The sequence below is a fragment of the Enterobacter sp. 4974935 genome (genome assembly GCF_058661735.1).
Window position 1 is genome coordinate 4,562,008 of sequence record NZ_JBZWGT010000003.1, and the last position, 13,036, is coordinate 4,575,043.

General features: G+C 56.6%; 12 protein-coding genes. 2 read left to right on the top strand and 10 right to left on the bottom strand.

Annotated elements, in window-relative coordinates; translation table 11 throughout:
* Window positions 1-6: 6 nt before the first annotated feature.
* On the bottom strand, window positions 7-1,956 hold the full coding sequence (locus AC4OVS_RS23020) for a glycoside hydrolase family 127 protein (protein WP_063201718.1): 1,950 nt from the start codon (window positions 1,954-1,956) through the stop codon (window positions 7-9).
* Window positions 1,957-1,966: 10 nt separating this feature from the next.
* Window positions 1,967-3,367: an MFS transporter gene (locus AC4OVS_RS23025; RefSeq protein WP_022649754.1), complete on the bottom strand. Its 1,401-nt coding sequence runs from the start codon at window positions 3,365-3,367 to the stop codon at window positions 1,967-1,969.
* 225 nt (window positions 3,368-3,592) lie between these two features.
* Here AC4OVS_RS23025 and AC4OVS_RS23030 point away from each other — a divergent pair, with 225 nt between their 5' ends.
* Window positions 3,593-4,411, top strand: coding sequence for an AraC family transcriptional regulator (locus AC4OVS_RS23030; RefSeq protein ID WP_022649753.1), 819 nt, complete (start codon window positions 3,593-3,595; stop codon window positions 4,409-4,411).
* On the opposite strand, the gene araD is transcribed toward AC4OVS_RS23030, so the two are convergent.
* The 8 genes from araD to yiaK form a co-directional block, all read right to left on the bottom strand.
* Window positions 4,412-5,107: an L-ribulose-5-phosphate 4-epimerase gene (gene araD / locus AC4OVS_RS23035; protein WP_038416909.1), complete on the bottom strand. Its 696-nt coding sequence runs from the start codon at window positions 5,105-5,107 to the stop codon at window positions 4,412-4,414.
* Window positions 5,101-5,961 (bottom strand): L-ribulose-5-phosphate 3-epimerase, encoded by an 861-nt coding sequence (locus AC4OVS_RS23040; protein ID WP_023298863.1) that lies wholly within the window; start codon window positions 5,959-5,961, stop codon window positions 5,101-5,103. Before AC4OVS_RS23040 ends, araD begins: the two co-directional genes overlap by 7 nt.
* A 2-nt stretch (window positions 5,962-5,963) precedes the next feature.
* On the bottom strand, window positions 5,964-6,617 hold the full coding sequence (gene ulaD / locus AC4OVS_RS23045; RefSeq protein ID WP_023298862.1) for a 3-keto-L-gulonate-6-phosphate decarboxylase UlaD: 654 nt from the start codon (window positions 6,615-6,617) through the stop codon (window positions 5,964-5,966).
* Window positions 6,614-8,119: an FGGY-family carbohydrate kinase gene (locus AC4OVS_RS23050; RefSeq protein WP_491922743.1), complete on the bottom strand. Its 1,506-nt coding sequence runs from the start codon at window positions 8,117-8,119 to the stop codon at window positions 6,614-6,616. The genes ulaD and AC4OVS_RS23050 overlap by 4 nt, the downstream gene beginning before the upstream one ends.
* 76 nt (window positions 8,120-8,195) lie before the next feature.
* On the bottom strand, window positions 8,196-9,515 hold the full coding sequence (locus tag AC4OVS_RS23055; protein WP_063201713.1) for an MFS transporter: 1,320 nt from the start codon (window positions 9,513-9,515) through the stop codon (window positions 8,196-8,198).
* A gap of 45 nt (window positions 9,516-9,560) precedes the next feature.
* Complete coding sequence (locus tag AC4OVS_RS23060; protein WP_023298859.1) at window positions 9,561-10,487, bottom strand: DUF4862 family protein; 927 nt, start codon at window positions 10,485-10,487, stop codon at window positions 9,561-9,563.
* Between the two features lie 26 nt (window positions 10,488-10,513).
* A complete protein-coding gene (locus AC4OVS_RS23065) occupies window positions 10,514-10,981 on the bottom strand; it encodes a YhcH/YjgK/YiaL family protein (RefSeq protein ID WP_063152810.1) in 468 nt (155 codons plus the stop codon).
* 10 nt (window positions 10,982-10,991) lie between these two features.
* Window positions 10,992-11,990, bottom strand: a complete 999-nt coding sequence (yiaK, locus tag AC4OVS_RS23070) for a 3-dehydro-L-gulonate 2-dehydrogenase (RefSeq protein WP_323634576.1) — start codon at window positions 11,988-11,990, stop codon at window positions 10,992-10,994.
* Window positions 11,991-12,214: 224 nt separating this feature from the next.
* Between yiaK and yiaJ the strand changes: the two genes are divergently transcribed.
* Window positions 12,215-13,033 (top strand): IclR family transcriptional regulator YiaJ, encoded by an 819-nt coding sequence (yiaJ, locus tag AC4OVS_RS23075; RefSeq protein ID WP_063201705.1) that lies wholly within the window; start codon window positions 12,215-12,217, stop codon window positions 13,031-13,033.
* Window positions 13,034-13,036 lie beyond the last annotated feature (3 nt).

Genomic DNA, 13,036 nt, shown 5'->3' on the forward strand with positions numbered 1-13,036 from the left:
AGTTATTCAGCCTTCATCCACCCATATCCGCATTTCCCCTTCTCCCCGGTTTGCCCAGCTGAACCATGGAATAAAGGTCAGCGTCTGGGGCTGACGTTCTACCGGCGAGTGGTCGTACTGCCACAGGGCATCAGTGTCCTTCGCCTGACACCCAATCCCTTCCGCCTGTATCAGCATCTTGTGCGCGAAAATGCCTTTGCCTTCAAATACCCGAAACGCGCTGTCTTGCGGCAAAGAAAGGTTATGCAGATTTGCGCCGTTATCGGCTTCTTCCAGGCAGTAAACCAGCGGCCCACGCTGCAATGCGACTTTCCCCGCCTGCTGGCGCACCTGCGGGTTGCCGTACACGCGGCGGACCGGCATCGGTAACGTCAGCGTCAGCGTGTCGCCTTCCTGCCAGTTGCGGTTTAGGTATAAGTATCCACGGGAGACCTCGCCTGTAATGGCTTGACCATTGAGCGAAACAGCCGGTTCCGCACACCAGTCCGGCAGCCTCAGGGCCAGCGTGTGAGTCACAGGAACTGGTGAGGTTATCTCGATTTTCACCTGCTCATGCCACGGATAGTTTCCGCTAATCCGCAGCTGGAGGGTGTTTTCCCCCACCGGAATGGCGACATCGTTTCCCACGTACAGGTTGATCAACAGCGCGTCCGGGCGAACGGTATAAATATAGTGCCCCAGCGAGGTCAGCACGCGCGCAATATTCGGCGGGCAACAGGCGCAGCCGAACCAGCGCTGGCGCACCGGTTTCACGTGGTCATAGATATGGTTAAAGGCCAGTGTTTTCGGGTGCACTTCCAGCGGATTCACATAAAAGAAATGCTTACCGTCCAGCGCCATGCCACCCAGCACCGTGTTGTATAGTGCGCGCTCCATCACGTCGGCGTAGTGGCCGTCCGCCTCCATCTCCAGCATCCGGCGGGCAAACATCATCAGGCCGATGGAGGCGCAGCTTTCGGCATAGACCGTATCGTTGGGCAGATCGTAATCGCTGCTGAATGCCTCGCCGCTGCTTTGCGAGCCAATCCCGCCGGTGATGTACAGCTGGCGCTGTGCCATGTTGTTCCACAGCCGCAGGCAATCCTGACGTTTCCCTTCGTCGTTGCTCAGGCGCGCCAGATGCGCCATGCCCGCCATCAGATAGACAAAACGCACGGCGTGGCCGATGGCCGTTTGTTGTTCGGCAAGGGGCTGATGCGCCTGGCTGTAGGCTTTGTCCTTGACCATCCACGCCGGGCCATAGGTGTTCCAGTATGACGTTCTGCCGCGCTTCTCATATTCGATATCGTAGAAGTGAGGCTGTGTGCCGCGTTCCTCAATAAAGTATTTCACCAGATTGAGATAGCGTGGCTCCTGCGTGACGTCGTACAGCCGCATCAGCGCCAGCTCGATTTCCGGGTGGCCCGGATAGCCGTGCAGCTGGTTTTCGCCCGGGCCAAACACGCTGTCGATATGATCCGCCAGCCTGCACACCACGTCCAGCAGGCGGCGCTTTCCGGTTCCCTGGAAATACGCCACGCCCGCTTCAATCATATGTCCGGCGCAGTACAGTTCGTGGCATTCGGCCAGATTGGTCCAGCGCTCGGCCGGTGCTTTCACCGTGAAATAGGTATTGAGATAGCCATCTTCACACTGCGCCGCTGCGACCAGCTCGATCACCTCGTCGGCGGTTTTTTCCAGTTCGGCATCCGGCTTCTGGCACAGCGACCACGCTACGGCTTCGAGCCATTTCGCCACGTCGCTGTCCTGAAAGACCATCCCGTAAAACTCCCCCTGTTCCAGACCGGCCGCGATGCGGAAGTTGGCGATGGCGTGGCTGGGTTCAGCCTCCGCCACGCGATCGTTAAGCGCATCCCACTGGTAGGGGATTACCACATCGCGGACCAGCCGTTGGTACTGACCAAGAAACGGGTCGTTGATTTTCAGCTGATGCAGGTCGGCTTCCATTATGGTCATATCGTTCTCCTCAGGACTGTACATGACGCTGGCGCAAATCGGTGGCAATGCGCGACATCACGGGATTGTTAAGCCTGCACCAGCGGATAGCGACCGCCAGCAGCAGGTGGAAAAGGGCAGGGAGCAGCGTCTCCATGGCGGTGATGCCCTGCAATGAGGCGGGTGTCTGGTTGCCCGCGCCTGGCTGATAGGCCACGGCAATAAACACCAGGCTGATGATCCCGGCGCTGGATGCCCACGCGAGCTTGATGAAAAATAGATTGAAGGCGAAATTCATCCCCGAGGAGCGCACGCCGGTTTTCCATTCGCCGTAGTCATCGGCAAAGGCCATTAGCGAGAAGTGAAGCGGCAGGGTGAAGCCCAGGATCACGCCGTTACTTAAAATCACGATAAGCCAGAGCGTCTGGTGCGCCGGGCCACCTGGCAGGAACCACATTCCCATAGCAAGCGCAGCGAGTACCAGGTTGGTGTAGTAGTAGAGTTTGACGGTATCAATCCGCCGCGACAGCGGGTTGACGATCACCGCGCCCAGAATGGCGGCAAAGGTCACCATGGTGAAAAACAACGAGGTGTACGCCGTGCTGCCCTGAAGCACGTAGGTGATGAAGTACATGTACCCGCCGCCGCGAATGTTGAAGACGTTGATCAGCAGAAACGACATTACCAGCATCAGCAGCAGCTGATCGTTTTTACGCAGGCCCGCCAGGTGCTCGCGCAGGGTGAATTTCCCCATCAACGCAAGCGGGACGCGCTCGCGCACCCAGAAGAAGCAGCACAAGAACATCACCACAGCGATGGCGCACAGTACGCCGACGCCCAGCTGATAACCCCGGGCGGTATTGCCCTGTCCCAGCTCTGACACCAGCCACGGCAGGCCAACGGAGACCAGAAAGCCCGCCACGCCGCACAGTACGAAGCGCCAGGACTGGCAGGATATTACCTCGTTGTGGCGGGTGGTCATGGTGTTGATCAGCGCGCAATACGGCACGTTGATGGCGGTATAGCCTACGGACAACAGCAAATAGGTGCCGAACGCCCAGGCGATTTTCACGCCCATGCTGGCGTCCGGGACGGTGAAGGTCAGCACGCCGACGATCCCGATGGGAAGCGCGACCCACAGCTGCCACGGACGAAAACGCCCCCAGCGGCTCTGCGTGCGGTCGGCAATCACGCCCATCACCGGATCGGAAATCGCGTCAAATACCCGAAGAGCAATAAACAGCGTGCCCACCAGCGCGGGCGTCAGGCCAAATACATCGGTATAGAAAAAGGTCAGGAAGTTCATGATCAGGCAGGTAATTACCGTGCCGCCCGCGTCGCCCAGGCCGTAGCCAATTTTCTCGCGGACTGACAGTCGGTCATCGGCTGCCTGTTTTGCAACTTCTGCGTCTGTAATCGGTGTGGAAGTCATGGGGTAACTCCTCGATAAACGATTTTTTATCGTATTTGTGCAAGGTACCCCATTTATTCTGCATTCAACGGGCAGACCAACAAGGGAAGGGAAAAGTATAAAAAGGTGACGATTCCGACCTGATGGTAAAACTGTGAGTTTGATCGAGCTGTTCTGCTGATATTTATTAATAATCAAACAATAAACGCAATATTAGCCACCATAAAAGCGGGAAATTGAATATCCATGCTTGAATTATCCATAGCACTTCCGATTAAGGTTCAAAATGGCGGGTTATTTATCTCCCGGGGCGTGGGTCGTCATCCCGCACGAAAATTATCTTCGTGGGAGATAATCTTTGTCGAAAAAGGGACATTAACGATCCAGGAGGAAAATACGCTGTTTGAGGTAAACGCCGGCGAGAGTTTATTACTTTGGCCGAAGCGGCGGCATGTCGGCGTGGAAGATTTTCCGGGCGATCTCAAATTTTACTGGCTGCATTTTGAGGTGGATGAAGGCTTGCCTGCGTTGCCAGGTGCGACGCCACTGTCGATTGAGCAACACTGTAGCGTGCGGGATCCGCAATATGTTATTGCGTTATTCCGTCAGTTTTTAAGCGAGCAGGAAAAATTACAGCGTAGCCAGGCGCTGGAGATAATTTTGCTGTTAATTTTGCAGCAGATATCGCTCTCGCCGGGATATGAAGATAAAGCGGATGATGCGGGCGCAGCAATGGCGTGGAAGGCCAAACAGCTTATCCGCACTCACTTTCATTTGCCCATATCCACTTCACAGCTGGCGAAAGAGCTGCACTGCAACGCAGATTACCTGGGGCGAGTATTTCGCCGGACGTTTCATTTAACCCTGACGGAGGCAATACACCGCCAGCGCGTCAGGGCCGCTGAAAAATTGTTGCTGAACGATGCGGCCTCATTAACTGAAGTGGCCACCCGGTGCGGTTTTAATGACGTGGGTTATTTCCGGCAGATATTCTCGAAACATACCGGGTTAACGCCCGCCGTCTGGAAACGGCGGTACTGTAAAGAGCATATTAATTCCGGATGATTACTGGCCGTAATAGGCATTTGCGCCATGCTTGCGCAGGTAATGCTTATCCAGCAATTCCTGCTGCATAACCGGAAGCTGAGGTGCAAGCTGGCGCGAGAAAAGCCCCATATAGGCGCACTCTTCCAGCACCACGGCATTGTGTACCGCATCGGCAGCGTCTTTGCCCCAGGCAAACGGGCCGTGAGAATGAACCAGCACCGCCGGGACCTGCATCGGGCTTATGTCGCGCTCCTCGAAGGTTTTGATAATGACTTCCCCCGTCTGGTATTCATATTCACCCGCGATTTCAGCCGTCGTCATCAGCCGCGTGCAGGGGATCGCACCGTAGAAATAGTCCGCGTGCGTCGTTCCCCACGCGGGTAAATCCTGCCCCGCCTGCGACCAGATGGTGGCGTGGCGGGAATGGGTATGCACAATGCCGCCAATTTCCGGGTAACGACGATACAGCGCGAGATGGGTCGGGGTGTCGGAGGAGGGTTTTTTACTCCCCTCGACCACTTTACCCGTGGCGATATTTACCACCACCATATCTTCTGCGGTCATCACGTCGTACTCCACGCCGGATGGTTTGATCACCATCATGCCGCTGTCACGGTCAACCGCGCTGACGTTGCCCCAGGTGAACGTCACCAGCTGGTGGGCGGGTAGGGCGAGATTTGCCGCCAGCACCTCGGCTTTGAGTTGTTCTAACATGTCATGCCTCCTTCCTGCATTCGGGCTTCAATCCAGCGGCGCGCCTGGATGATCTCCAGTACCGGCTCTTTGGCTTTCTCGGTCCACATTTCAATCAGAAATGCGCCGCGATAGTTAAGTTGATTCAGCGTGTTAAACACGCCAACGAAATCGACGCAGCCCTCGCCAAACGGCACATCGCGGAACTGGCCGGGGCTTTTTTCGGTTACGGGCCGGGTGTCTTTCAGATGGATAGCGGCGATGCGGTCAATGCCCAACGTCAGCTCGGCGGTGACGTCGTTGCCCCACGCGCTCAGGTTGCCGACGTCCGGGTAAACGCTGAACCACGGCGAGGCGAGCATGTCGTCCCACTTTTTCCACTTGCTGATGGAGTTCATAAACGCGGTGTCCATGATCTCTACCGCCAGCATTACCTGCGCGGCAGCGGCCTGCTCTACGGCCCACGCCAGCCCTTCGGCAAAGCGCTGTTGCGTGCCTTCGTCATGCTCCTCGTAGTACACGTCATAACCCGCAAGCTGAATGGTGCGAATACCCAAATCACGGGCCAGCCGGATGGCTTTGGTCATGATCTCGCGGGCGCGTTCGCGCACGGTGTCATCGCGGCTGCCAAACGGGAAGCGACGATGGGCAGACAAGCACATCGACGGGATGGCCACGCCGGTCTCCAGCATCGCTTCCACCAGAGAGGCGCGCTGCGTGGTACTCCATTCAAGGCGCGATAAACGCTCGTCGGTCTCATCCACCGACATCTCCACAAAATCGAAGCCGCAGCTTTTTGCCAGAACCAGGCGCTCCGGCCAGGAGAGATCTTTTGGCAGCGCTTTTTCGTAAATGCCTAACGGATGCTGACGCATGGTTACTCTCCCCAGATGTCGCGAATTTGCGAATGGAATGCTTGTGCCACCTGCGGCGGATTGGCGGCGCCTGCCAGCGCGCGCCCGGCAATGAAGGCTTTGACGTTGATCTGCTTAAACAGCGGCAGGTCAGCGGGGGTGATACCGCCAGTGATGGAAAGCTGTAGCCCGATATCGGACAACGCCTTCATTTTGCTGAGATCCGCCTCGCCCCACTGCTGGCCGCTGGCCTGTGCGTCGCGTCCACGGTGGTATATCGCCTGCTTCACCCCGATGCGGTGCCACGCGCGCGCGTCGTCCAGCGTCCAGTTGCCAAACAGCTCCATCTGGATCTCGCCGCCGCCGCGCAGTGCGACCTCGTGGCCACGTTCAACGGTGGCCAGCGGGGCGGCACAGATGATGGTCATCCAGTTTGCGCCTGCGCCAAACGCCTGCTCAGCCAGCGTTTCTCCGGCATCGGCGACTTTCCAGTCCGCCACGATAATTTTATCCGGACACTGCGCGCGCAGGGCGCGAACGGCGTTTAGCCCTTCGGTCAGACACAGGATGGTGCCGGCTTCGACGATGTCGACGTGATCGGAAAGCGTCGCGACATCCCGCTGCGCGGCCTGAAGTGAGGTGTGGTCGAGCGCCAGCTGCAATAATGGTCGGCTCATAGGTCGTACTCCTTAACACGGGCGTGATAGCCCTGTAATGCTGAAATCAGTAGCTGGTAACGGTGATATTTGCGCTGGTAGGCGGCATGGGCACGCATGCCAGGTTCAATTATCCGGATGTCATGCCTGAGGGCGCGCTGAGCGGCGTAAAAATCGGGATAGAGACCTGTACCGACGAGCGCGGCCAGCGCCGCACCGGAACAGCCGGTCTCTTCCACCTGCGGGAGTTCAATCGCCAGGCCGCTGACGTCCGCGAGCATCTGCATCCACACGTCCGAATGGGTGGGGCCGCCCGTCACGCGCAGGGTCTGCACGTGGGGAAAGCGTTCGAGCATACGGTTGAGGTGGGTCAAGTGGCTGAATACCACCCCTTCATAAACCGCCTGGAGGAGGTGCGCGCGGGTATGCAGCGCCTGCAAACCATAGAAGCCGCTGGTCATCTCCAGTCCGGCGTTGCTGCCGTAGAGGAAAGGCAGGAAGAACACATCGCTTTCAGCTTTTGGCAGGCTGGCCACGGCGTGGTTAATCTCATCGAATGACATTTCGCCCCATTGGGCCGTCAGCCATTCCAGGTTGCCGGACGAGGTGGGGCTGGCTTCGTGAACGATGAACTGCTGCGGATGGACATAGCGGCCATAGACGTAGGGGAACGGCTCGTTGTCGCGGATGCCGTGGGCAATCCCACTGGTCACGGCCCAGGTCCCCATTACGGCATTCAGCGTATTTTCGTCATGCAGCCCGGCGCAGATCGCGGTGGAAACCACATCAAACAGTCCACCAACGACGGGAGTACCCGCCGTGAGACCGGTCAGTGCGGCTGCCTGAGCGGTGATTTCCCCGCAAATTTCTGCTGAACCGATAATAGGCGGCAGGGCACCGTCAATGTCGCTGATGCCGAGCCAGCGCGTGAGCTGCGGATCGTACTGCCCGGTATTCATGTTGTAGAGATTGGATTCCGAGATGTTGCTCTCTTCGCAGCCTTTGACTCCGGTCAGACACCAGCGCAGGTAATCGTGCGCCATCATCACGCTGCCGATTTGCTGATACCGCTGCGGCTCGTTCTCTTTAACCCAGCGCAGGAGTGAGGCCGGATGCCCCGTCCACAGCGTCTGGCGAGTATGCGGATAGAGCTTTTCGGGTATACCGTCCTGCTGCCAGCGTTGCACGATCTCCAGCGCACGGCGATCGGAGGAGAGTATGGCGTTACCCAGGGGGCGATCCTGTTTATCGAGCAAAAATAGCCCCTTGCCCTGGGCTGAAATGCCAACGCCTTTAATCTGACCGCCGTCAGCGCCTGAATTTTTAAGCAGCAGGGCGACGGTTTTGTGGCAGTGCTGCCAGAGCTGGTGCATATCCCGCTCGGCGTAGCCAGCGCGTGGGCTGAGCGTGGCCACTGAACGGCGTTCAATACAGACTTCTTTGCCCTGGCTGTTGTATAAACCGGCTTTCAGATAAGTACCGCCACAATCGATACCCAGCCAGAAGGGCTCTTTTTCACTCATCTTCTTCTCGCTTAATTGCCGGGTGGCGCTTCGCTTACCCGGCCTACGGTTTGGTTTAGTGAATCAGGTGAGGGCCTCAGGCCGCACGCTTATGCGAGTTCACCGTGGGGTTGGGCTCTGCTCCGGCATCGCATTTCCCCGGTAACAGCAGGGCCAGCAGCGATGCCAGCGCCAGCGAAACCGCCAGGCAGTAAACGCCTGCGTCTTTGCTGTACAGGGTGATCAGTACGCCTACCGCATAAGGACCGCAGAACCCGCCGAGGTTGCCCAGGGCATTAATCACGCCGCGAGCGCCACCCGCCATCTCAGCGCTGAACAGACGCGCCGGGATGGTCCAGAACACGCCCGCTGCGGATTGCAGGAAGAAGCCACAGCCCACCAGCGCGGCATAGGCCAGCCAGGTGTGCTCTTTCAGCGCCACGGAGAGGAACATGCAGAGCGCAAAGCCAATCAATGGCAGGGAAACAAACAGCTTGCGCTTGCCGGTGCGGTCAGAGAGCGTAGAGAACAGGAACATGCCGGCAATGGCGCCGATGTAAGGCAGAATGGCGAGCATTCCCACCTGGCCGATGCTGGTGTGCGTCAGTTCTTTCAGAATGGTGGGCAGCCAGAGGGTGTAACCGTAAATGCCGGTCTGGTAGAAGAAGTTGAGGGCGATCAGCTGCCACATGGTTTTGTCAGACAGCACTGCGCTGAGCGAGGCGTTTTTCACCTCTTTACCCGCAATGGCCTGCTGCTCTGCCGCCAGTGTTTGTACCAGGTAGTTTTTCTCGGCCTCAGAGATCCAGCGCGCTTCCTGCGGCCGGTCGTAGACGGTGAACGCCCACAGCACCAGCACAACAACGGACATCAGACCTTCAATAATGAACAGCCAGCGCCAGTCGAGAGCGGTGATAATCCAGCCCGACAGTGGGGCGGTGATGATCCCGGCGATGGGCACGAACATGATCACAATCGCGTTGGCGCGGCCGCGCTCGGCATCCGGGAACCAGTTACTGATCATCGTGAGCACAACGGGCAGCATCCCGCCTTCCGCCACGCCGAGTAAGAAGCGCAGCACCAGCAGCTGATACTGGTTGGTTACAAGCCCGGTCAGAACCGAGATCACCGCCCAGGCAACCAGCGACCAGCCGATAAACTTCTTACCGCTGCCGTGCACGGCAATTTTGCCGCCGGGAACTTGCAGGAACAAATAGCCAATAAAAAAGATCCCCCCCGCCAGGCCCGCCATCGTGGCGGAAATGCCCAGCTCTTCGTCCATACCGCCGGGCATCGCAAAAGCTATATTTACGCGGTCCATATAGGAAATAATGCAGGCGATAAGAATAGGGGGAATGATCCTTAGCCAGCGCTGGCGCGGAATGTCCGCGTGTAGAGCATTAGAAGAAATATTCATAGTTAATATCTCAGTGAAGGTAACCGGAAAATGTATTCTTTATTTTTATTGTGATGCTTTATTCATAGCGCTAATGCCGTCGCGCAAAATAGCGATGCGATGGCTGACGTCAGCATTAGCATTTATTTCCAGTAATTTAATACCGGAGAATTTCAATGTTGCGGCGCTCGCCGCAGTAAACAGCGTTTTTACATGTTCAGTGGACATGAGACTGTCGGCGCAGAACGAAGAAAACGGCGCGTGCAGATCCTGCCATTCTCCGTACTCACCGCGAGGGGTCGTGCCCGAAAACATCAGCGCCCCCAGTTTCCCGGCAGCGAGTGCCGCCTGAACATGTTCCAGCGGAAGGGCGGTGTTGCGACCTTCGATGGCCGAACGTGCCCAGTTGATACAGACGCTGATATCGGTCTCTCTCACTACCTCCAGCACCTGCTCTAAGGGCAAGAACCCTTTACGCGGCGCCGGGCTATTCATCGCATCACAGTGTTCCAGCACCAGATCGCAGCCCCAGTCCCAGCTCGCGATTTCCCTTACCGAGCGGGAGAATGCTTCTGTCGCTTGCTCGACAGAATCATTACCCGCCTGTGGTGCGGCCTGCATTTCCAGAGCGACCACTTTCCCGGGAAAGCGGGTGTTAACGGCATCAATCTTTTGATGCAGATGGCGGTAATATTCAATGCACGCTTTACGTTGTTCTTCGTCCGCGGACGCCAGGCCAAACGCGCCGTTGCTGCCGCGGCGGCGCATGGTTTCCATAACGGCTGTGACAACGATCTGCCAGTTGCCCGGCGTATGACGAAACAGCCATTCATCACCAAACGGATGGAGATTTTCAAGGCAAGGTTGTTCCAGCCCGCGAATATTTGGCGTGTCGGAAAGTTCCCGCCAGAAGGCGTGTTCTTCCTGCTCCCCTTTCTGGTGAAACGAGGGTGCGCAGGGGTACGCACCAATAATAAAACCGGTGTTGGTCATTTCGCATTCCTGTATTTATCAGAAAATTAATCTAATTCACTGATGGCCACTTTCACCACAATTTTACGAATTGCGGATCCCTTGTTTTTAATACAGGCAGGACGGTGAACATCCTGCGGGAAAAATATGGCGTAACTGCCAGGGATCATTTCGATAAACGACTCGTGTTCGCTGTCGTGATAAAAAATAATATCCCGTTGCTCCAGCAATGATTCGCTGATTTTGTTATTTCCGGTATCAATAGCAATACCGATTTTTTCTTCACCCCAGGCCAGAAACTGGATATCCAGATAGCGGCGATGGACTTCAGGGCAGTTCTCGTGCTGTTCCTTTGTGGTGAGGTCGAGAACCTGGGCAAAAATGTTGCGGCCTTCAATTTCGATCACGCCCGGCGCCAGGGTGGTGAAATCCGTGGTACGCAGAAAATTAAGCGCCTTTTCTATCGCCAGCGGCAGGCGACATGGATTTGGCTGTGCAATATGTCCGAATATCATGACCCACTCCTTACAGAGACTGGATTTTCGCCCACACGCTGTCGTCAACCGTGATGCCGTTGCGGCGATTCTCCTCCAGCAGGCGTGTGAACTCATGGCCTGGCAGACGGACGGCGACATTTTCATCAGCGCGTTCTGCGGTGGTGATGAAGTCCATGATGCGCTGTAGTTTGGCATCGCGGGTTGGACCGTCGATCAGGCGATCCACTTCGATGGCGATAAAGATCTGCGATACGCCGTATTCATCGCTGTTGTCCTGGGTCACTTCCGCGACGGACGCGCCGTCAGAGAGCAGGGTGGCGATCATGTCGAGCACAATCGACAAGCCGGAACCTTTCCAGTAGCCCATGGGCAGAATGCGACGGTTTTTCTCAATCACGCCCGGCTCTCTGGTCAGATTGCCTTCATCGTCAAAGCCGCCGTCGACCGGTAATTCGCGTCCGGCCAGGCGATTCACCTCCAGCATGCCGTAGGAGAACATCGACATCGACATATCGACCATGGTGATTGGATTCGACGGGATAGCGACGATCAGCGGGTTTGTGCCGATGCAGCATTCTTTTGATCCCCACGCGGGCATCACGGCAATAGAGTTGGTCCAGCAGATGCCGATATAGCCTTTCTCCGCCGCCTGCCAGCCGTAGCTGCCGCCGCGCATCCAGTGGTTAGCGTTACGCAGCGCCACCAGGCCGATCCCGTGATCGGACGCCAGCTCGGTAGCACGGTCCATCATCTTCTTCGCCGTCAGGTTGCCGATGGAACGCTGGGCATCCCACTGTTCGATGGCGCCTAATGTCGTTACGCGTTTCGGCTGGGCGTCAGGGAGGATGTCGCCTGCGTCAAGCTGCTGAATAAATCGCGGGAAGCGGTTGACGCCGTGTGAATAAACGCCGGACTCCGTGGTGCGGGCGAACATCTCGGCGCAGGCGTCTGCGGTATCCGCTTTTACACCGCGATCGAGCAGAACCCGATTGAACGCCGCTTTCAACTCTTCGAAGGTCACTTTCATCCCTGTTCTCCTGTTTTTTTAGGGGCAAGTGCGAGTGCTTTTTTATCGCTAAATTTCACTATGCGAAATCTGATTTCAAATATAACGATCAAATTTTGTCAGATCAACGACATTCACGCTTTTCAAAATCGATTAAAATCAAATGGTTGTGTTTTTTCTGTTGAGATCGTGAACTAAACCACACTTTGCGCTACCATCAGGGCGCGATAAACAGGAGCCATTTGATGAGCATAAAAGAGAGCGAAATGACGCAAGAAAAAGAGAGGCCAGCAGGTAGCCAGAGCTTGTTTCGCGGCCTGATGCTGATTGAAATCCTCAGTAACTATCCGAACGGGTGTCCGCTTGCGCATTTATCAGAACTGGCGGGGCTGAATAAAAGCACCGTGCACCGGTTATTGCAGGGGTTGCAGTCGTGCGGGTACGTGACGCCGGCGCCGGCGGCAGGGAGCTATCGTCTGACCACCAAATTTATCGCCGTCGGGCAAAAGGCGCTTTCATCGCTCAATATTATTCACGTGGCGGCGCCGCACCTCGAGACGCTGAACATTGCCACCGGCGAAACGGTCAACTTCTCCAGCCGTGAAGATGATCACGCGATCCTGATTTATAAGCTTGAGCCGACAACCGGTATGCTGCGCACGCGCGCATATATCGGCCAGCATATGCCGCTCTATTGTTCTGCGATGGGCAAAATCTATATGGCGTTTGGCCATCAGGATTACGTGGCGAGCTACTGGGAAAGCCACCAGGAACAGATCCAACCTTTGACCCGCAACACCATCACCGAACTGAGCGCGATGTATGATGAGCTGGCGGAAATTCGCGATCACAGTATGGCGATGGATAAAGAAGAGAACGAGCTGGGTGTGTCATGTATCGCCGTGCCGGTCTTTGATATTCACGGGCGCGTGCCCTATGCCATCTCCATTTCGCTGTCGACGTCGCGCATGAAGCAGGTGGGCGAGAAAAACTTGTTAAAACCGCTGCGTGACACGGCGGAAGCTATCTCGAAAGAACTGGGGTTTAACGTGCGCGAGGCGTAACTG

Excerpts from the sequence above, each read along its gene's own strand:
- yiaJ (WP_063201705.1), top strand. The coding sequence starts at position 12,215 with ATGAGCATAAAAGAGAGCGAAATGACGCAAGAAAAAGAGAGGCCAGCA.
- AC4OVS_RS23030 (WP_022649753.1), top strand. The coding sequence starts at position 3,593 with ATGCTTGAATTATCCATAGCACTTCCGATTAAGGTTCAAAATGGCGGG.
- AC4OVS_RS23025 (WP_022649754.1), bottom strand. The coding sequence starts at position 3,367 with ATGACTTCCACACCGATTACAGACGCAGAAGTTGCAAAACAGGCAGCC.
- AC4OVS_RS23055 (WP_063201713.1), bottom strand. The coding sequence starts at position 9,515 with ATGAATATTTCTTCTAATGCTCTACACGCGGACATTCCGCGCCAGCGC.
- AC4OVS_RS23050 (WP_491922743.1), bottom strand. The coding sequence starts at position 8,119 with ATGAGTGAAAAAGAGCCCTTCTGGCTGGGTATCGATTGTGGCGGTACT.
- AC4OVS_RS23020 (WP_063201718.1), bottom strand. The coding sequence starts at position 1,956 with ATGACCATAATGGAAGCCGACCTGCATCAGCTGAAAATCAACGACCCG.
- AC4OVS_RS23060 (WP_023298859.1), bottom strand. The coding sequence starts at position 10,487 with ATGACCAACACCGGTTTTATTATTGGTGCGTACCCCTGCGCACCCTCG.
- yiaK (WP_323634576.1), bottom strand. The coding sequence starts at position 11,990 with ATGAAAGTGACCTTCGAAGAGTTGAAAGCGGCGTTCAATCGGGTTCTG.
- araD (WP_038416909.1), bottom strand. The coding sequence starts at position 5,107 with ATGTTAGAACAACTCAAAGCCGAGGTGCTGGCGGCAAATCTCGCCCTA.
- AC4OVS_RS23065 (WP_063152810.1), bottom strand. The coding sequence starts at position 10,981 with ATGATATTCGGACATATTGCACAGCCAAATCCATGTCGCCTGCCGCTG.
- AC4OVS_RS23040 (WP_023298863.1), bottom strand. The coding sequence starts at position 5,961 with ATGCGTCAGCATCCGTTAGGCATTTACGAAAAAGCGCTGCCAAAAGAT.
- ulaD (WP_023298862.1), bottom strand. The coding sequence starts at position 6,617 with ATGAGCCGACCATTATTGCAGCTGGCGCTCGACCACACCTCACTTCAG.